This is a genomic window from Bradyrhizobium valentinum, from assembly GCF_001440405.1.
Taxonomy (GTDB): Bacteria; Pseudomonadota; Alphaproteobacteria; order Rhizobiales; family Xanthobacteraceae; genus Bradyrhizobium; species Bradyrhizobium valentinum.
Map to the genome: position 1 here is coordinate 96,496 of NZ_LLXX01000025.1, position 17,459 is coordinate 113,954.

Genomic DNA, 17,459 nt, shown 5'->3' on the forward strand with positions numbered 1-17,459 from the left:
GGGGCGGCTGCGAGCCGCAGTCGTCCGGGGCGCGGGACGTCGAGCGGGCGCCTGTACGGTGATCGTCTCAAGAAGAACAGTATTTGCGGGGGGAGCGGCCGCCTCTTGTGCCTGAATGGAACCGGCACCAAAGCCCACCAAATGTGCAACCAAACCCGCGCTAAATCGACCCGCCCGCCCGTTTTTTGACCGACTCCCCCTCAAATCGCCCCACAACTTCACGACCAGTCCCCACTACTGTAATGTTATAACATAACGTTCCCGTATCGGGCGACGATGTCAAGGTCAACGTACATTGTTACACATGAGGGAGTGGACGATGGGCTATGAAGGTTTAAGAAGCATCGCGTGGTACGTGCGCAGACTGAGAAGGAGCCTCATTGCGGGCACGGCAGCATTGCTCGCTCTGGTCGATCCTGCCGACGCGCACCCGCACGTATGGGTGACGATGCAAAGCGAGATCGTTTACGCGGAAGACGGCACGGTAACGGAGATCCGCCACCGGTGGACCTTCGACGAGATGTTCTCGACCTTCGCAGTGCAAGGCCTCGATAAGCGCAAGAAGGGAGAGTTTTCTCGGGAGGATCTCGCCGGCCTTGCCCAAGTAAATGTAGAGTCTTTGCAGGAGTACCGTTACTTCACTTTCGTGCGCTCGTCGTCCAAGCGCGTCTTGCTTCAAAAGCCAACCAACTACTGGCTGGATTACAACGACGGCCTGCTGACGCTGAACTTCACCCTTCCATTGAAGACACCGGTAAGCGCGCAAACGCTCAGCCTTGAATTCTACGATCCCGTCGGCTTTGTCGATTTCACCCTCAGCGAGCGCAATGCGATGAAGCTCATCGGCGCGCCGGCCGCCTGTAAACTAAACATTCGCAAGCCGGCCGCGGGACCGTCGACATCGACCCTCAGCGAAGCATTCTTCAATTCGCTTACGGCATCGAGCAACTGGGGTGAGCAATTCGCCAGCAAGATTACGATTCAGTGCTGAGTATTTTGTCTTGCGACCTTAGCGCCGGAAGAAGTGATCGGCCGCCCAGTAAGGCATACGCCGCAACCGTGCCAGACGACTGCGCCGGCTTCGCCGCACCCAGCGAGGCGCCGGCTGCGGGAGAGGTTTTCGGGCGAACATCACGACGGTGTTTTGCATGCGATCGACCCTTGCTTCTTGATTGAAAAACAAACTGGTCGGCGTCACCTCGCGAGCTGACTCATTCGATCGAGTGCCGCGCCAAACCCGTTCAGCGACACATTGAAGGTGACGGCCTCTCCGCTCGAGAGGTTGAGCGATGCGACCGTAAGCTTGCCCGCTGTGCGCATGGCGTCGGTCGCAACCGTCGGGAAGCTCACCGGCAACAGGCAGCCCTGCGGCACGCAGGTCGAGAACCGCAGTCCCTTGCCGAGGTCCCTGTCGTCGAGCTTGAGCAGCGCGCCGGCATCGAGGTTCAGCCCGAACGGCATCAGGATGCTGCCTTCGGTCTTGCCGTCCTTGGGTGGGTGCAGTTCGATGGCGTAGACGCGCTGGCCGGTCTCGCGATTGCCCTGCGCCTGCGACAACAGACAAACCTTCTGCCGCTCGGCGATCCGGCAATCGACCGTCCAGTCGCCATAGGTCTCGTTGATCGCGGATGCTCCGTTCGGCAGCGTTGCGGCCGGCGCTGCCGGTTGCTGCGCGGACAGAGTCTGTCCCTGGCGCGGCGCAGGCTGTGCGACGGCGGCGTTCATTATCGCGACCAGCATGAGGGCAACGAAAGCAGCAATGCGCAACAAGGTCGGTTTGCAGGACATCATCGATTGAACCTGATGGGAACGGCGAGCGTGACGGAGCCGCCGCCGACATCGGGAGGCGGTGTGGGCACCGGGCTGGCGCGGCGCGGCAACGAGACCGCCTCCGCATCAAGCGCGGAATCGCCGGATGATCGAACCAGCCGTGACGAAAGCACCTGGCCCGAGCGATCGATGGTGAAGGCAACCATTGTGACGACGGTGCCGGCCGCGGCCGCCGGACGCTTGTGGCGATTGAGATGCGCCATCAGCGCACTGCGCCAGGACGCCGGTGACATCGACGGATCAAATGACGCACTGGCGTGTGCCGCGGCCGCGCGATCGGAGCGTTGAGCTTGCGATGTCGGCGGCGCGGTGGTCTGTGGTGCGCGGGTCTTCTTCGGATCTATCGGCTTGTTCTTTTCGACCGTCTTCACCTTGGGCGGCGACTTCTTGACGGGTTCGGGTTTTGGCGGCTCCGGTGGCGGTGGGGTAAGTACCGCTTCCGCATTCTCGTTCTCCGGTAGCTTCTCGACCACTTCCTGCGGGACAGGCTCCTGCACCTCTTCGGGCTTTTCGACAGGTTTCTCCGGCTCGTCAGGCGTAGGCTCGGTTTGCGCCTCGGTCATCTGCAGCCCCGGCGCCACGTCCTGCGGCGGCGCTTCAGGCGAGACCGCCAGTGGTGCCAGTTCGATCATTACGGCGGACGGTGGCTCGCCCGCTGCCGTTGCCGGCTTCCAATTGAGCGCGAGCCAAGCGCCGCCGCCATGCGTGGCCACGACGACAATCACCGCAGCGGTCCAGCGCAGCGCCGACAGTGCGGTGAGGTTGCGCTCTGGCCGGCCATCGGGATCGCGCCAGTCGATCATGGCTGCGGCGATCCCCCGCTTTGCGGGGAACCCGGAGGCACGGCGGCCGGACCTGCGATCTGCCCGACGTCTTCGAGGCCGACCAGCGCGATCTTGAGATAGCCCGCCTGCCGGAGCAGGTTCATGACGTTCATCAGGTCGCGATAGGCGACGACGCCGTCTGCACGCAGGAAGATGCGCTGCTCTCGGTCATTGCTGGTTTGCTGGTCGAGCGTTGCCTGCAGCGCGCTGCGCGGGACGTTCTCGTTGCCGAGCGCCAATGTCAGGTCGGGCTTCACGGTCAGGAATACGGGCTTGTCCGGCCGCGGTTGCTGCTGCGCGTTTGACACCGGCAAGTCCACAGCGACGTCGACCGTTGAAAGAGGAGCCGCCACCATGAAGATGATGAGAAGGACTAGCATCACATCGATAAACGGCGTGACGTTGATATCGCTGACCTCGGTGAGGTCGCCGTCTTGCGGGTCCTTAAGCGTGACGGCCATGGTTTATTCCCAAGAACGGCGCGCCGTCGCAGCACGGGGCAGCTGATCGACCGGCGCCGCGCGCTCTTCGACAGAAAGATGCGAAGGCGTCGTTGACGGATGACCTGCAGCGCCGACGATGGCATTCCTTTCAAGATCGCGCGAGAGGTGCTGCAGGACCTCGCCCGAAGCGTCGGACAGGAGCGCGCGGTAGCCGGCAATGGCGCGCGCAAACACATTGTAGATGATCACCGCCGGGATCGCGGCGACGAGACCGATCGCGGTCGCCAGCAACGCTTCAGCGATACCAGGTGCGACGACCGCAAGATTGGTGGTCTTCGACTGCGAGATGCCGATGAACGAGTTCATGATGCCCCACACGGTGCCGAACAGGCCGACGAAGGGCGCGGTCGCGCCGATCGTCGCCAGGAGGCCGGTGCCGCGCGCCATGTTGCGGCCGGCGCTGGCTTCGATCCGCGACAGAGCGATGGCGAGGCGTTCCTTCACGCCTTCCGCCGACAGGTCGGGCGAGCGCCTCAGCTCCCGCGCGGCCGCATGCACAAGGTCGGCGACAGGCCCAGTGCGCGTCCATCCCGCTTCGATCTCACCCGTCGCCTCGACGAGACTGTCGGCGCGCTGGAGCTTCCGTGTCGCGCTCCGCGCCTTGCGCTTCGCGCCCGCGAGTTCGAGCCCCTTGCCGAGCCAGACCGTCCAGGTCACGAGCGAGGCGAAGGCGAGCCCCACCATCACCGCCTTCACGACGATGTCGGCCTGCATGAACATGCCCCAGGGCGACAGGTCGTGCGGCAATGTTGCTGCTGCGGCCGCTGACGGCGGGCTCGCGGCCGCAGGTTCTGCCGATGTGTCTGCGCGAGGTTCGCCCGTTGCGGGTGATGCTGGTGGTGCGGGTGCCGCAGGTGCGGGATCGACGGCTGGCGCGGACGGTGCCGGCGGCTGCGGCGCGACCACAGGGGGTGACTGTTGTGGTTGTTGGTCTTGCGCGCGCACGACGGCGGATGCATTTGACAGCAAAAGCAGGGACGCGAGCGCAAGGCGCGCGATCTTTTCGATTGTTATCCTTGCTGATGCTGGTTCAGAGATACGCTTCATTCCAGCTCTTTCGGTTGGGGATGTATCCGCTGGCTGGCTTGCTCTGGAGGTCCGGAGCTGGCTGGCTTGCGGCGCACTCCCCGGTCGGGAAGTTCGTTGTCGGTATGCCCTTTCGGCTTCGGCGCGCTGGCTGGACTCGTCCATGGTCACTCCGCCGCGATTGCGACTGGCTCGTGCGCCGTGTGGTCATCGCCCTTGCGGATGGACCAGATGCTATCGGCGGGGCCGTGCCTGACGCGCCGCGCGGTGGCGATCGCCATCCAGGCGAAGCAGAGCGCGCCGATGAAGGCGACGACATCGACGCCGATCGTCGCGGCGCTGCCATGTGCCCACATGCCGAGCGCCGGGAACAGCAGCGCCAGTACAGTCGTCAGCGGAATCGAAATTGTCGCGGCGGCACACAGCCACAGCAAATGCACGGCCGAGCGCGCCGCACCCCATGCAAAGGCCCATGCGACCGAACCGAGGAACACGGCGTAGTAGATATATGCGTGCCATGCATTGAGATCAGCGACGCTGCCGTGCAGCCACTTGGCGGCGACGATGGTGAGCGAGAGACCGGCGACGCACCCAAGGCAAACGCCTACGGTCGCGCTGCCCAAAAGGCGCGTCGAGCGCGGTTGCTCGTCCTCGCGGCCCTTGCGAGCCTTCTTCCGCCGCGTCTCTACCCACAGCAGGTTGCCCGAATAGAACAGCCATGCCCCGGAAAAACCGAGGAAGAAATAGGCCCATGTGATCGTGATCCCGCCATACTCCCCTGTATGGAGGGCGAAGATTGTTGTCGACGCTCGCCGGTCCGGGTCTTGGCGCGATGCACGATTATCCTTGATGAGATTGCCGGTCACGGCGCTGAGCATGACGCCTCCGAAGCTTGTATGCCCAACATAGCCGCGCTCGGCTCCTACGAATCTCACGGCAGCGGCTTTATCTCCGAAATTCTTGAAGATCATGACCTTAGGCTCAAAATCGGGCACCTGAGCGTGCAGGCGTTGAAGCAATTGCCCGGGCGACATCATTACATCCGCGTCCCCGGTGGGGTTAGGCGCGGTCCACCGCTCGAAATCGCGTTTCATCACGACCTTTTGCCTGCCACCGAAGATCACGCTCTCTTGCGCGGACCAGAGCGGGCCGCCGAAGCTCCATGCCGTTGCGGTCACCGCCATCACAAGGTGAAACGGGAGTGCTGTAACTCCGACGACGTTGTGCGCGTCCAGCCACATGCGCTTGAGGTTATGGCCGACACGCAGAGCCAGAAAATCTTTGGTGAGTGACGGCAGCAGCACGATCATGCCGGCGATCAGCGCCACACCGTAGAGGAGCGAGACCACCCCCATGAAATACGATCCCCACGGCTCTGGAATCCCGACGCGCATGTGGATTGCATTGATGAACTCCGCCAGTTCGGACGGCTCCTCCTGCTTCGACAGCAGCGTGCCATCAGGTTTTAGCGTCGCCCACCAATGGACGTGCTCGTGCGGCTGGCCTTCTTGATGCGCCGCGTCTTCTTCCCAAGTTACCCGCGCGGGTTCGTTCTCATGTCCCCGCAAATGCAGCGTGATGCCTTCCTTGCGCGCTTCAGGATGGGCGGCGACGACCAATTCGAGGAGACGGTCCGCGTCGTCCAAAGGAACCGCAGCGACACCTGCGGCAGGCGGCGATGCCCAGCGTGCTATCGGCTCCTGAAACATGGTGAGCGCGCCCGCATAAAAGGCGATGAACAGAGCTAAACCGCAACTGATGCCGGTCCATGTGTGGACTGTCTTATAGTGCTTGACGATATCGGCGCGGATCATGTTGCCCTCACGCGAAGAAATAGAAGCGGCAGGCAAACAGCGCCGCGAAGGCGATCAGGTTCGCCGCGCCGAGCCATGTCCAAGCCGCGCGACCGCTGCGAAACAGGAAGCAGAGGCCGAACACTGCGATCCAGACGAACGCTTCCAGGTGACGCATAAGCGAGTAGCGCCCAGTCGGAGCGTCTATGCCGCCCGGGCCCAGATAGGCGTAGAGGCCGACCAGCGAGAGCGCCAAGCCCAAACCAAGGATTGCGCCAGCGCTGGCCTTTGCCCAGTAGTCGGGACGAATATCTTCCGCCATGTCAGTTGCTCCGCCAGTCGCGAAGCGCGGCGGCATAGGGAAAGGCGAACAGGCAGACCATCGCCACGTGCAGCGTCACGAATATCCCGGACAGCGGAAGAAATGCCGCGATCCACGCGATGAGGCCGGCCACCAACAGCAGGCTTCCCGCCGCCAGAAGCGGCTTTCGCGGGAGATTTTGCGAAAGCCATTTCTGATTTGGGCTAGCAAGGTAGAGGCACGCACAGCCTAGAACGGTCAAAGTCAATGCTAGCACCACGATCATGGTTCAGAAATTGAACGTGGTTGAGAGGCGGAAAGTCCTCGGCTGACCTCGGTACACGAAGCCAGACGCATAAGTACCGGCCCAGTAGTCTTTGTCGAAGACATTATCGACATTGAAGCGGACAGTGACCGGCTTCTCGTTCAACGGAGAATTGAAGGTATAGCGTGCGCCAAGGTCTAGTGTGGTCCATGATGGAATAGTGACGCCGGAGGAGGTTGAGACAACCGCATCGCCAGTATAAGTCAGCCGGCCGGTGAGCGTCAGCCCTTCCACGAAGGGTGCGTCCCATTCCGCTCCAACCACCGCGCGGACTCTCGGAGCGGTATCGTTCCTTTTGCCGTCGAGAGTACCGCCTTCGGTCTTGGTCAGGCGGGCGTCGAGCAGGGTGAGCCCGCCCAACAGACGAACGCCGGGCATGAGTTCGCCATAGGCGTTCAGTTCGATGCCGCGATTGCGCTCTTCTCCGTTCTGCGACAATGTTGGGTCCCCGCCCGCGGGATCGTCTATCGAAATTGCAGCGGCCTTGGCGATCTGGAATACAGCCAACGTCGTCGTCACCTGACCCCAGTCGACTTTGACACCGGCCTCGTGCTGCTTGCTGACGTACGGCGGGAGTACCTCGCCAGCATTCGCGTACGTCGTGCCGACGATGGTTCCTGCTCTCAGATCTTCTATATAGTTGGCATAGAGCGAAACGTTTTCCCACGGCTTGACGACCAGCCCAAACGCAGGAGTCCAGGCATTGGCGTCGTATTTCGAGGACAGCAGCCCTGTTGTAGTATTGAAGTTGTCGATCCCCGCTTCCTGATAGCGAATTCCGGCCATAAATTGGATACGCTCGTCGAGTATAGATAAGGTGTCTGCAAAGCCAATGCTGGACGCCGCCGTCTGGGAGCTCTTCCTGGGATCTCCGGGATCAGCAACAGAGGGCAGGAGCGGAAATACAGGATTATACATCGACTCTATTATCGAAGCGGATCCTTCGGACTCTGCACGTTTGTACGTAAGTTCTGACCGAGAAAGGTTAAGGCTCAAAGCGTGATCCACTGGGCCAGTATTCGCTTTAGCCCGAACGCCGCCTTGCATAGAGAAGATATCCCGCGAATAATGTTGTATTTCTCGCGCGATACTGTATCGGCCGGCGCTGTCGAGCAGCCGGACCTTTTCGTAGCCATTCAAGTCGGCTTCTGAACTCTGCTTACCTATGGCGGCATAGGCTGTGACGTTCTCAAGTATATCGACTTCGCCTCGTATCATGCCCATGGTCGAGTTGGTTTTATATTCCGACCCGGGAGGAACGAGGCTCACTGTCGAGCTTGGTGCGCGAGGAAAGGATGATAGCGAGCCGGCCACAGACCGAGCCTGGATATATACCCCATTCGGATCCAAATTTTGGGATTGATGTGCAAAGTCTGCTGACAGTCGGACACGTTCGCCGGAATAGTCGAGGTTGAGCGCCGCTGTACCGAGTTTCGAGTGTTGTGTATCGATTGGCGTATGACCGCCGTCGATAGATCCGTTGAAACGGATACCGAACTTGTTGCTTGCTCCGAAACGACGGCCGACGTCAAGATGTGTACCAATTTGGGAGTTCGACACATAGCGCGTAGTCAGCTGCGTGATCGGTTCATTCGTTGCGCGCTTCGTGACTAGATTGACCGAGCCACCAATAGCGCCGGTGACCGCTGCGGACGCAAGCGTCATACCGTTCAGGAGTGCGCTTGGGCCTTTTAGAATCTCCACGCGTTCAATGTAGTCGGACGACGGGAAAAACAGGGGTGCCATACCCGCCAAACCATTGAGGGTGCGGGTTCCGTCGATTCCGTAACCCCCAAATCCCCGGATGACTTGGTAATCGTGGGGGGTACCGCTCGAAGTACTCGCTATAACAGAGGGATCATTGTTCAATACATCCTGAACAGTCCGCGCCTGCTGATCCTCGATGAGCTTGTTCGTGTAACTGGTGAGACTGAACGGCGTGTTCATCACACTGCGGTTGCCGAGCATGCCGACCTGCCCGCCGGTCGCCACCTGCCCTCCGGCATAAGCCGGCATCGGCGTCATTGTCGAATTCGGATTGGCCCCCTGCACATCAATGGTGTCGAGCGGGATCGCGTCGGCTGGCAGCGCGCCAGCGCTACCGGCCGCATTCGGCTGAGAGATCGCGACCGTTGTCGGGTTCGTAAAACTGTAAGTGAGCCCAGTGCCTTGCAGGATTCGCGCGAGTGCCTGCTCGCGCGACAGCGGCCCGGACACACCGGGCGAGTTCATACCGGCCGCGATGCTCGCCAGATAGGTGACTTGCAGGCCGGCTTGCCGACCGAAGGTCGTCAGCGCGCGATTGAGCGGGCCCGCGGGGACGTTGAACGAAGTCTGCGCCGCGTTCTGCGCATACGCGAAGCGGTCGACCGTGACGACGCCGGCGACAATCGCCGTGGTCATCATCAGCGCTGCGATCGGAGCCCTGCTTCGATTGGTCCTGTCAGCGAATGTCCGAGCCCCGCGCCCCATGTTAAAGCCACTCCAAGTTTCTCGTTGGGAGGGCTTGCGATGCCTGGGTGGTGCCAGCCCCTATAGCTGATACAATCGGGGCTCGGATTTTTTCAGTTTTTCGCGGAACTTTTTTAGAGGGGAGAAATCACCGTCACGAACGATGAGACCTGACGGACACGCGCGCCCGTCGGATGCACGACAGCTTCGAGCGCCTGTTTAGGATCGTTCAAATCAAAGATGCCACTCACCCGTTGTGCACCGATGAACGGGTCGGCCATCACGATGCGGCCCGGAATCCAGCGGCCGATACGCGCGACCAGCGTCGACACCGCCTCCTTTTCCGCGATGATGAAATTGTCGCGCCATGACGCGATCTGGCTCGCCTCGCGCGATCCACGCTCGATGCCGCGCGTCGAGCGGTCAAACGTCACCCAATCTCTGGCCCGAAGCTTTTCGCCCAACGCGAGCGGCGAGTCGGCCGCCCGTACCTCGACGAGGCCGTGGTCGACCGTGACGGTCAGCATGCCGGCATCGTTGGCAAGATCGAAGGCTGTCCCCAATGCGGTCACCGTAAGGTCGGCCGTCCTCACTGAGAACGGCCGCTGAGGCTCCCGCGCGACGTCGAAGAATGCCATGCCGGCGAGCAACTCGATGCGACGACTCTGGTTCATGAAATCCATGCCGATGGCGCTATCGGGTCCGAGCGTCGCCACGCTGCCGTCCGGCAGCGTGATGCTGCGGATCTCACCCGTGCCGGTGATGTGGTCGGCGCGGCCGCGGATCAGGACTTCCGGGAGGAATGAGTAAGTGGCGCCGATGGCGCCGAGACCGATCGCACCGCCTATGACAAAGTTTCGCCGCGTCAGTCCCAGGCTTTCGCGGCGCTCGGCCCTGCGACGGTCGGTGAGAATTTTGCCGGCTGCGCCGTGGACTTTCGCCACGCGCCCCCAGATCCTTTCGTGCTCCGGTCCGCGCGCCCGCCAAGCGCGCACCATCTCGATCGCGACCGGATTTTCAGGGTCATTCTGCAGCCGAATGACGAGATCAATAGCCTCGTTCGTCAGCCGATCCTGGTCTGGCCCCGCCTCGCTCATTCGTATTCCTTCGATAGGCCGCGACCATAGGTCGGAGAATCGCGCCTACCTTCTAATACAAGCGAGCAGCGGCAAATTTCACACTGGAGATGAAAAAAGTCAGAAGTCGTCGACCCGCGTCAAGAGATGCCGGTAGCCCTCCCGGATCAACCCCCAGGTCCGTCCGGTCGACAAGTTCAACTCCGCCGCCACTTCCTGGATTGTGCGCTCGCCGAGCCGGTGCATCTCAAAAGCCATGCGTGTGCGCTCGGGCAACTCGGCCAGTGCCTGCCGCGTCTGCGCCAGGCACTGGCGCGAACAGACAACGGCCTCGGCCGAGGGCGTCGGATCGGCGATCTTGGAGGCGTCATCGAGGTCGGTGGTCTGGATCAGGCTCTCGCGGCGCTGGTGGTTGGCGCTGAGATTGCGCGAGACTTGATACAGATAGGCCTTGGGATTGTGGTTGGAGCCAACCTCGGCCGGCGGCGACGCCAGCACCCGCAGGAAGGTGTCCTGGGTGATGTCGGCGGCCGTCTCGGCGCTATGGCCGCGCCGCCGCAGGAAGCGCTTCAGCTCCTGGCTATGCCGCCGAAACAGTTCTTGGATATCGAACGCCACTAAACACGTCCCCCCGGGTCGCAAGGATGCGTCGAAGCGCCTTCCTGCTTGCCAACCGCAGAGTCATTCCATATGGGAACGATAATTTCCTTGCAATCTCAGATATTTAGATCGCCTCTAAGTTGGAGGCACCAAGCAATTGAATTTCATCGATGCTCGACGGCTTTCCCCTTTATAGCGCTGGAATCCTGAGACATTTGTGAGTGTTGCTTTTCTGCGCCGGTGGCATGCGAAAGAACCTCAATGTGAGACAATCCGCATCCTTCCGATGGATGCAGATCCGCAGAGACACGGAGATCTCGGCCACTCTATCGCAACGGATCGGAACCTGATCCGCCGACGTCTTCCCCGATCTCCTGCCGCAGCTTCGGTCCAGCGGCGAGCCGGCGTCCCAGCGTTTCGAGGAAACTGCTGTAGTGCATCACGGGCTTTCGATCGCGTTTGAGGACACTGCTTTCAGGAAATGCAGGAAGCAAGGAGAGCGCCGGTCGTGGCCGCTCTCCTCATCAGTCCAATCAGAACAAGATTGGCGCCCCCCTCAGCCCCACTTCATTTCGCCCTTGGCAACCTTGGAGCCGATGTCGAGAGCAACGCCCATGCCAAGATTGGGGAACCTGGCCTCCATGGCGGCCTTCAGCGCCGCGGCATCCTTGGCCTTGGCCAATTCCTCCTCAAACGCGAGCAGATAAGCCTTCGTGTGCTGAATGCCCGAAAGATCGGTCGCCACACCCGGCGCCATATGGCCCGCGACCACGACAGCCGGAGTGCGGGCGACGATCTTGTCCAGGTTCGCGATCCACGCCGCGCGCTGTTCCTTCGCGGGAGTGTCGGCAGTCCAGACGTGAACGCCGGAGAACACCATGACGCCGCCGAAAACCCCCTTAAGCGAGGGCACCCAGAGATAGCGACGGTTTGCCAGGCCTTCAGCGGCGACGATCTCGACGGTCTCGCCGTCGACCGTCAAGGACGCGCCGTCGAACGGTTCAGGAAGCACGATGTCGGAGAGGGTCTGCGGACCGTTCTCCTTGAGCTGCGGTCCCCAAACGGCCAGCTTCTTCTCGACGTTGCCCTTGATCGCCTCGAGCGTCGCCGCTGCCGCGATCACCTTCACGCCCGGAAAGGCTTCACGAACCGGCTTCAGGCTGAAGTAGTAGTCCGGATCAGACTGGCTGATGTAAATTGCGGTGAGCTTCTTGCCCGTCGCGTTGATCGCATCGGCCAGCGCGCGTCCATCCGGATAGCTGAAGCCGCCATCGATCAAGAGAGCTTCGCTCGGCCCGGACAGTAGTACCGGGGCGCGGAAGAAACCGTTGGGACCAGCCGGAAAGTGCTTCCAGCTCAGTTTGGTTTCGGCAGCGTGACCGAACTCAGCAGGGGCGAACACGGCTGCTGCGCCAGCCGCCAGGGTCGTCTTCATGATATCTCTCCGTGTAGGCATGTTGGTCTCCGTTCAACTTTCGAAACAGGGCAATCTCCGCGTGAGAAGCTCGTCAGGACACCCCTCTCGGCGCGAAATCGGCATCAATGATGGGTGATGATCAGGCGGCCTTGAGCTGTGAAACGAGAAGATCGAAGCGGCCGAACAAGAGATTGCCGGGCAGCAAATGCCGGCTGGCACCTTCTCCCACCAGCATGGCGGGAACGCCGGAAATGCCGAACCGCCGCATGTCGAGCTGCGCGGCGTCGATCGACCGGCGATAATCCTGCATCAATTGTTCGTCCGGCGTCCGCACCCGCTCGGCTGCGGCTGGCAGGCCAATCGACTCGAGGATGTCGCTCACTCCGGCCAAGCTGACATTGTCCCGACCGTCCACGTAGCGGGCTCGCTGGAGCGCCTTGAGCGCATCGAGCTCCCTTGCGGGTTCAGTGACGCGCACGGCGATCACACCGAGCGTCGCCGGTGCGGAATCGAACATGCCGCCGCGCCCGCCGAGGACTTCGGTTCGATAGGCTTCTGAAAACGGCTGGCCCGTTAGCCGCGCGATCCGCTGGTCGTTCTGCCAAGCGTAGGCTGCGAACTGATCATTCATCGCGCGCGCTCCCTCGCCCGCGAACAGACCTGTCGGCATGAGTTCGAGCGTCACGTCGCCGAGCTGCGTAAGGCCATCGAGCGCGGGGGCGGCGCCGTAGCACCAGCCGCAAAGCGGATCAAAGAGATAGGTGATGCGCATGTCCGGCTCAGTTGATCGATTTCGGTGGCGGCGGACATAGGCCAATTTCATTCGTTGATAAATGACCACCAATGCGACAGACTGTATGCCAAATACATACAATAACGTTGGGCGCCAAAGCATGGAATCGATCAATCTCAACCGCCTGGCCTACTTTGCGGCCGTCGTCGATGCAGCGTCCTTTACCCGGGCAGCCGATCGGCTTGGCATCACAAAGACGGTCGTCAGCCAACAGGTGGCCCGGCTCGAGCAGGAGCTCAAGACCAGCCTGCTTGTGCGGACGACGCGACGGGTCGAGCCGACCGAGGCGGGTCGTCTGCTCCATGCGCGATGTGTCATGATCTTGCGTGAAGCCGAAAATGCGTTCGCAGAGCTCGCCCAGACGAATGCAGAGCCGATGGGGCTACTGCGGATCGCGGCGCCGAACGACTACGGGTCTTACATGCTGGCGCCGCTGGCGGCCGCATTCTCAAAAAAATTCCCCGCCTGCTGCGTCGACTTGATGCTGGCCGACTCCAGGATCGATCTTCTCGCGAACCAGATCGACCTTTCGATCCGCGTCGGCTGGCTCGATGATTCGGCCCTGCAGGCCAGGCGCATTGGGAGCTTTCGACAATTGTTAGTCGCCGCGCCAGGCGTCGTAAGGAGACGCGCGGTGGCACGGCCTGTCGATCTGGCACCCCTCCCGTTCATTGCAAATGGCGCACTGAAGGAGCCGCTGCAATGGCAATTCACCAAGAACGATTTCGAACGGCAGACCGTTCGCATGAACCAAACCCTGACCATCAATACAACGCCCGCAGTCCTTGCGGCGACCATCGCCGGCGCTGGTCTCTCGGTGCTGCCAGATTTTTTGGTTGTAAATGAAATCAAGGCCGGGCGGCTGGTTCATATCCTGCCCGCATGGATGCTCCCGGCCGGCGGTATTCACGCCGTTTATCCGGCCGCCCGCTTCCGCCCACCGAAAGTGACGGCGTTCGTTGCGATGCTGATGGAGGAACACAAGCGCACTTTGCCAACTATGGGAAGAAGGTAGTGCGAACACATCGTGCGTGATCGGTCTTGGCTAATCAGTCCTTTGTATGCTCCCCTTAACGGTGACCTCGTTCCATCGTCGGATCTCGGGCATGGCGAAGATCTTGATTTTTCCGCGGACAGCACCGAACGAAGAAGCAAATGGCTAAGGCAGGGAAAATCCGGTGAGCCGGCTTTCGACCGTCTGAAGCAGCTCAAGCAACCGTGCTACGCTCCCCTCGCCGATCCTCGCCTTGACGGCCTTCATGGCGCGTTCGATGTCGGCTGATGTCCGCGCGACGGCGCCGGCACCCTTGGCCGACAATACGACGCGCGACAGCCGCGGATTCCGGTCGGACGAAACCAGCCGGATCAGGTCCGCCTCCTCGAGGTCCTTCAGGATCCGAAGCAGACTGGGCATCAGCAAGGTGGCGCGGAAAGACAGCGTGGTCTTGTCGATTGGCACGGCGGGATCAAGCTTTCGCAGCACGCGCCACTGCTGTTCGGTAAATCCGTGCGCGCGCAGGATAGGCCGCATGTGAAACATGACGGCTTCGCGCGCGCGGAGAAGTGCAACAGGTAGCCCGGTCTCCACCTCCTGCGTCAGGCCGCCGCGCCGCGAGCCTTCTGCATGTCCCGGCGCCCTTCGTTTCTCCTTCTTCTGCGCAGCGCTCTTCCGCGCCGGACGACGATCATCCGCCTCGCCTGTCTTCAACCGGGTCCGCATCCGCCGCCGTCCTTGTTCCATCAGAATCGATTGTTGCCGGGGTCAGCATACCCCATTGCCTTGGGTTGACGCATCAACATAACATGTTAAGTTCATGATAAGTAAAAATGGCCCAAGGGGCCTGCAGATCATACCGGGAGGATCAATGGTCGGGCTTCGCTTGCGGGAGCCGGGCGTCCGATGACGGACCGCGCGATGGAGGGCCTTGCGCCTCGGCCTGCCGCCCGCCCGGCGGCAATCGGCGACATCGTAGCGATGAGCGTCGTCGTGATCGCCATCCTCGTCACGATGCATGTCGTCAGTGGCTTCGTGCCCGACTACATCATGCCCTCTCCCGCCGCTGTTGCGAAAGCAGGCTGGAAGATCCTGACGGGCGATATGCTGCACGTGATGGCGACCGTGGGACGCCTGATGCTCGCCCTGCTGTTCTCGATGGTCGCCGGGGTCCTGATCGGACTCATCATGGGCGTATCCGCATCCATACGCCCGTTCCTGCGCGCGCTCGTCGTGATCGACACCGGCATCCCGGCGCTGTCATGGATCCTGCTGGCCGTATTCTGGTTCAAGGATCCGGAGGTTCGAATCTTCTTCATCCTCACGATGATCCTTCTGCCCTTCTACGCGCTCAACACATACGACGGCATCCGCGCGCTGCCGAAGGATCTCGTCGACATGATCGAGAGCTTCCGGCCCTCGCGCTGGCAGATCGTGCGCTATCTGATCGCGCCGCACATCGTTCCCTATATTCTGCTGACGACAAAGACCGTCGTCGGCTATGCGACGCGAATGGTGATCTTCGCCGAGCTTGTCGCGGCAGCTGTCGGCATCGGCTCGCGCATGGGCCTGGCGCAATCCTCGTTCCACATCGACGAGGTGATGGCCTGGACCTTCCTGCTCGTCGTTCTCAACATGATTCTTCAGCTGATTGTGAGCGGAGTCGAGAAGATCGCGCTGAAGTGGCGGCCGGAGGCGTCAGTACGATGAGCGAACGGCCCACTTTCTCCAACTGCGCAGGCGTCGGGACCGAGCCGGTCATCGCGCTCGACGGCGTCGCCAAGAGCTTCGCCGGTTTCAGGGTGATCGAGGACCTAAGCTTTCGGGTGCGGCGCGGCGAGATCGTGACGCTGCTTGGCCGCACCGGCGCCGGAAAGACGACCGTGCTCAATCTCGTCATGGGGACTCTCCAGCCCGACGCCGGATCCGTACGCGTGGCCGGCCACGATCCGTTTCTCCAGTTCAAGGCCCTGCGCGGCCATATGGCCGTCAGCTTCCAGACCGACCGGCTGCTACCCTGGCGCACCGCGGTCGAGAACGCCGAGCTCGGTCTCCTCATCCTCGGCAGGCCGAAGCGCGAAGCGAGGGAAATCGCCGCGTCATGGCTTGATCGCGTGGGATTATCCGGTGCCGAGAACCGCTACGTTCATGAGCTTTCCGGAGGCATGCGCCAGCGCGTTTCTCTCGCGCGCGCACTCGCAGTCGACCCGGAACTCGTGCTTCTGGACGAATCCTTCAGCCAGCTGGATCACATCACCTCTTCCGCCTTGCGGCGGGACTTCTGCAACCTGGCACGACAATTCGAAAAGACCTGCCTGATGGTGACGCACCGCATCGATGATGCCATCGAGATGGCTGACCGCGTCATCGTGCTCGGCGCGAAGGCGCGCATTCGCCTGGAAGCGACCGTGCCGTCCGCAAGTGCCGTCGGGCAGACCAGGGACGGGCTGCGCCGCGACATCGAAATCGCGCTCGGTCCGGAAGCGGAGCAGGAATCCAGTCAGCAAGAGCGCGGGTGACAACGATGGCGCAGATTTCGAGACGCAATTTCATCACGCGAGCAGGCGGGCTTGCGATGGCGACGGCGCTTCCGGCACCTGCCGTTCTTCATGCGCAAGAACCGTTCACGGCAAAGTGGGCGACGGCGACGCCAGGGCTGACGGTCGCGTTCTACGACTACATCCGCGACAACAAGCTCGACCAGAAACACGGATTGCGTTTTCCGGAGCCGATCCTCAACACGTCAATCGCCGCGCTGTTCAACGACTTCGTGGCCGGCTCCTACGAACTGATGATCGCAAGCTGGGATCCTTTCCTGACCCGCTACCAGGGCGGCGTACCGTGTCAGCTGCTCTGCACGCTGATGACCGCCGACATGATCGGCCTCGTTGCCACCGAGAAGGGGCCGCGATCTGTTGCCGATCTCAAGGGAAAGACGGTCGCCGCGCCGCTGCAATCGGGCGTGTATCGGATGACGCGCGCACTGATCAAGGAATTCGACAAGATCGACATCGAAACCACCGCGCAGGTGCAGAACGCGGACAATCCGGCGCAAGGCGTCACGCTCACAATCGCCGACCGGGCTGATGCTGCGGTGGCCTGGGAGCCGATGATCAGCTCAGGGATCGCGCGGCGAGCCGACCTCGGCGTCATCTACAATGTGGGCGCGGTCTTCCGGGAAAAGACTTCGCTCGATCTGCCGTACTTCTGCGTCAACGCTCGCAAGGAGCTGCTTGATCGAACGCCCGGACTTTCGTCCCGGCTCAACGCGATGTTCGGGGAATGCGTTGCCGGGCTCGAAGCCAACTTCGATCAAATCGCCGACAAATATGCTCCCCGCACGCGTATCGAGGCCGAACCCCTGAAAGCGGCCAAGAAGGCCGGGCGTCTCCGTTTCAAGTTCGCTGCAGCATCAGATCCGGCGACGCAGAAGACCATCACGATGGCTTCCGAGATCCTGGCGCGGCAAGGTGTCCTGGCACGCCCGGCGGACCCGGGCTTTTTCGCAACCTGAACTGAGGAATGG

Annotated in this window: 18 protein-coding genes; 5 read left to right on the plus strand and 13 right to left on the minus strand. The window is 61.7% G+C overall.

What is annotated here, in order from left to right; all coding sequences use genetic code 11:
• The first annotated feature begins 319 nt into the window (after positions 1 to 319).
• Positions 320 to 991: a DUF1007 family protein gene (locus CP49_RS03540; protein WP_063791615.1), complete on the plus strand. Its 672-nt coding sequence runs from the start codon at positions 320 to 322 to the stop codon at positions 989 to 991.
• Between the two features lie 203 nt (positions 992 to 1,194).
• Here the strand turns inward: CP49_RS03540 and CP49_RS03545 are convergent, their stop codons facing one another.
• The 12 genes from CP49_RS03545 to CP49_RS03600 form a co-directional block, all read right to left on the minus strand.
• Positions 1,195 to 1,740: an invasion associated locus B family protein gene (locus tag CP49_RS03545; RefSeq protein WP_245310472.1), complete on the minus strand. Its 546-nt coding sequence runs from the start codon at positions 1,738 to 1,740 to the stop codon at positions 1,195 to 1,197.
• A gap of 47 nt (positions 1,741 to 1,787) precedes the next feature.
• Positions 1,788 to 2,633, minus strand: coding sequence for an energy transducer TonB family protein (locus tag CP49_RS03550; RefSeq protein WP_057848919.1), 846 nt, complete (start codon positions 2,631 to 2,633; stop codon positions 1,788 to 1,790).
• Positions 2,630 to 3,115 carry a TonB system transport protein ExbD gene (gene exbD, locus CP49_RS03555; protein WP_057848920.1) on the minus strand — a complete coding sequence of 162 codons (486 nt, stop codon included), beginning with the start codon at positions 3,113 to 3,115 and terminating at the stop codon, positions 2,630 to 2,632. Before exbD ends, CP49_RS03550 begins: the two co-directional genes overlap by 4 nt.
• A 3-nt stretch (positions 3,116 to 3,118) precedes the next feature.
• Complete coding sequence (gene exbB, locus CP49_RS03560) at positions 3,119 to 4,204, minus strand: tonB-system energizer ExbB (protein WP_245310475.1); 1,086 nt, start codon at positions 4,202 to 4,204, stop codon at positions 3,119 to 3,121.
• Positions 4,205 to 4,350: 146 nt separating this feature from the next.
• On the minus strand, positions 4,351 to 5,997 hold the full coding sequence (locus tag CP49_RS03565; protein ID WP_057848921.1) for a PepSY-associated TM helix domain-containing protein: 1,647 nt from the start codon (positions 5,995 to 5,997) through the stop codon (positions 4,351 to 4,353).
• Positions 5,998 to 6,004: 7 nt separating this feature from the next.
• Complete coding sequence (locus CP49_RS03570) at positions 6,005 to 6,298, minus strand: hypothetical protein (RefSeq protein WP_057848922.1); 294 nt, start codon at positions 6,296 to 6,298, stop codon at positions 6,005 to 6,007.
• A 1-nt stretch (position 6,299) separates the two neighbouring features.
• On the minus strand, positions 6,300 to 6,431 hold the full coding sequence (locus CP49_RS48550) for a hypothetical protein (RefSeq protein ID WP_276326526.1): 132 nt from the start codon (positions 6,429 to 6,431) through the stop codon (positions 6,300 to 6,302).
• Positions 6,432 to 6,566: 135 nt separating this feature from the next.
• Positions 6,567 to 9,005 carry a TonB-dependent receptor gene (locus CP49_RS03580; RefSeq protein ID WP_245310477.1) on the minus strand — a complete coding sequence of 813 codons (2,439 nt, stop codon included), beginning with the start codon at positions 9,003 to 9,005 and terminating at the stop codon, positions 6,567 to 6,569.
• 182 nt (positions 9,006 to 9,187) lie between these two features.
• Positions 9,188 to 10,150 (minus strand): FecR family protein, encoded by a 963-nt coding sequence (locus CP49_RS03585; RefSeq protein WP_057848925.1) that lies wholly within the window; start codon positions 10,148 to 10,150, stop codon positions 9,188 to 9,190.
• Between the two features lie 99 nt (positions 10,151 to 10,249).
• Complete coding sequence (locus tag CP49_RS03590) at positions 10,250 to 10,747, minus strand: RNA polymerase sigma factor (protein ID WP_057848926.1); 498 nt, start codon at positions 10,745 to 10,747, stop codon at positions 10,250 to 10,252.
• Positions 10,748 to 11,285: 538 nt separating this feature from the next.
• Complete coding sequence (locus CP49_RS03595) at positions 11,286 to 12,185, minus strand: MBL fold metallo-hydrolase (protein ID WP_057848927.1); 900 nt, start codon at positions 12,183 to 12,185, stop codon at positions 11,286 to 11,288.
• A gap of 100 nt (positions 12,186 to 12,285) precedes the next feature.
• Entirely contained in the window at positions 12,286 to 12,918 is a 633-nt protein-coding gene (locus CP49_RS03600; protein ID WP_057848928.1) for a DsbA family protein, read from the minus strand.
• Between the two features lie 121 nt (positions 12,919 to 13,039).
• Between CP49_RS03600 and CP49_RS03605 the strand changes: the two genes are divergently transcribed.
• On the plus strand, positions 13,040 to 13,954 hold the full coding sequence (locus tag CP49_RS03605) for a LysR family transcriptional regulator (protein ID WP_057848929.1): 915 nt from the start codon (positions 13,040 to 13,042) through the stop codon (positions 13,952 to 13,954).
• 144 nt (positions 13,955 to 14,098) lie between these two features.
• On the opposite strand, the gene CP49_RS03610 is transcribed toward CP49_RS03605, so the two are convergent.
• Positions 14,099 to 14,659, minus strand: a complete 561-nt coding sequence (locus CP49_RS03610) for a helix-turn-helix domain-containing protein (protein WP_057848930.1) — start codon at positions 14,657 to 14,659, stop codon at positions 14,099 to 14,101.
• A 180-nt stretch (positions 14,660 to 14,839) separates the two neighbouring features.
• Here CP49_RS03610 and CP49_RS03615 point away from each other — a divergent pair, with 180 nt between their 5' ends.
• Genes CP49_RS03615 through CP49_RS03625 form a run of 3 tightly spaced genes read left to right on the plus strand, consistent with a single transcriptional unit; the run spans position 14,840 to position 17,447 of the window.
• Positions 14,840 to 15,643, plus strand: coding sequence for an ABC transporter permease (locus CP49_RS03615; protein ID WP_245310479.1), 804 nt, complete (start codon positions 14,840 to 14,842; stop codon positions 15,641 to 15,643).
• Positions 15,640 to 16,452, plus strand: coding sequence for an ABC transporter ATP-binding protein (locus tag CP49_RS03620; RefSeq protein WP_082645850.1), 813 nt, complete (start codon positions 15,640 to 15,642; stop codon positions 16,450 to 16,452). The genes CP49_RS03615 and CP49_RS03620 overlap by 4 nt, the downstream gene beginning before the upstream one ends.
• Before the next feature lie 5 nt (positions 16,453 to 16,457).
• Positions 16,458 to 17,447, plus strand: coding sequence for an ABC transporter substrate-binding protein (locus tag CP49_RS03625; protein WP_057848931.1), 990 nt, complete (start codon positions 16,458 to 16,460; stop codon positions 17,445 to 17,447).
• Positions 17,448 to 17,459: the final 12 nt, after the last annotated feature.

Excerpts from the sequence above, each read along its gene's own strand:
- CP49_RS03595 (WP_057848927.1), bottom strand. The coding sequence starts at position 12,185 with ATGCCTACACGGAGAGATATCATGAAGACGACCCTGGCGGCTGGCGCA.
- CP49_RS03625 (WP_057848931.1), top strand. The coding sequence starts at position 16,458 with ATGGCGCAGATTTCGAGACGCAATTTCATCACGCGAGCAGGCGGGCTT.
- CP49_RS03600 (WP_057848928.1), bottom strand. The coding sequence starts at position 12,918 with ATGCGCATCACCTATCTCTTTGATCCGCTTTGCGGCTGGTGCTACGGC.
- CP49_RS03605 (WP_057848929.1), top strand. The coding sequence starts at position 13,040 with ATGGAATCGATCAATCTCAACCGCCTGGCCTACTTTGCGGCCGTCGTC.
- CP49_RS03570 (WP_057848922.1), bottom strand. The coding sequence starts at position 6,298 with ATGGCGGAAGATATTCGTCCCGACTACTGGGCAAAGGCCAGCGCTGGC.
- CP49_RS03565 (WP_057848921.1), bottom strand. The coding sequence starts at position 5,997 with ATGATCCGCGCCGATATCGTCAAGCACTATAAGACAGTCCACACATGG.
- exbD (WP_057848920.1), bottom strand. The coding sequence starts at position 3,115 with ATGGCCGTCACGCTTAAGGACCCGCAAGACGGCGACCTCACCGAGGTC.
- CP49_RS03545 (WP_245310472.1), bottom strand. The coding sequence starts at position 1,740 with ATGCTGGTCGCGATAATGAACGCCGCCGTCGCACAGCCTGCGCCGCGC.
- CP49_RS03550 (WP_057848919.1), bottom strand. The coding sequence starts at position 2,633 with ATGATCGACTGGCGCGATCCCGATGGCCGGCCAGAGCGCAACCTCACC.
- CP49_RS03615 (WP_245310479.1), top strand. The coding sequence starts at position 14,840 with ATGACGGACCGCGCGATGGAGGGCCTTGCGCCTCGGCCTGCCGCCCGC.
- CP49_RS03610 (WP_057848930.1), bottom strand. The coding sequence starts at position 14,659 with ATGCGGACCCGGTTGAAGACAGGCGAGGCGGATGATCGTCGTCCGGCG.
- CP49_RS03540 (WP_063791615.1), top strand. The coding sequence starts at position 320 with ATGGGCTATGAAGGTTTAAGAAGCATCGCGTGGTACGTGCGCAGACTG.
- CP49_RS03585 (WP_057848925.1), bottom strand. The coding sequence starts at position 10,150 with ATGAGCGAGGCGGGGCCAGACCAGGATCGGCTGACGAACGAGGCTATT.
- exbB (WP_245310475.1), bottom strand. The coding sequence starts at position 4,204 with ATGAAGCGTATCTCTGAACCAGCATCAGCAAGGATAACAATCGAAAAG.
- CP49_RS03620 (WP_082645850.1), top strand. The coding sequence starts at position 15,640 with ATGAGCGAACGGCCCACTTTCTCCAACTGCGCAGGCGTCGGGACCGAG.
- CP49_RS03580 (WP_245310477.1), bottom strand. The coding sequence starts at position 9,005 with ATGACCACGGCGATTGTCGCCGGCGTCGTCACGGTCGACCGCTTCGCG.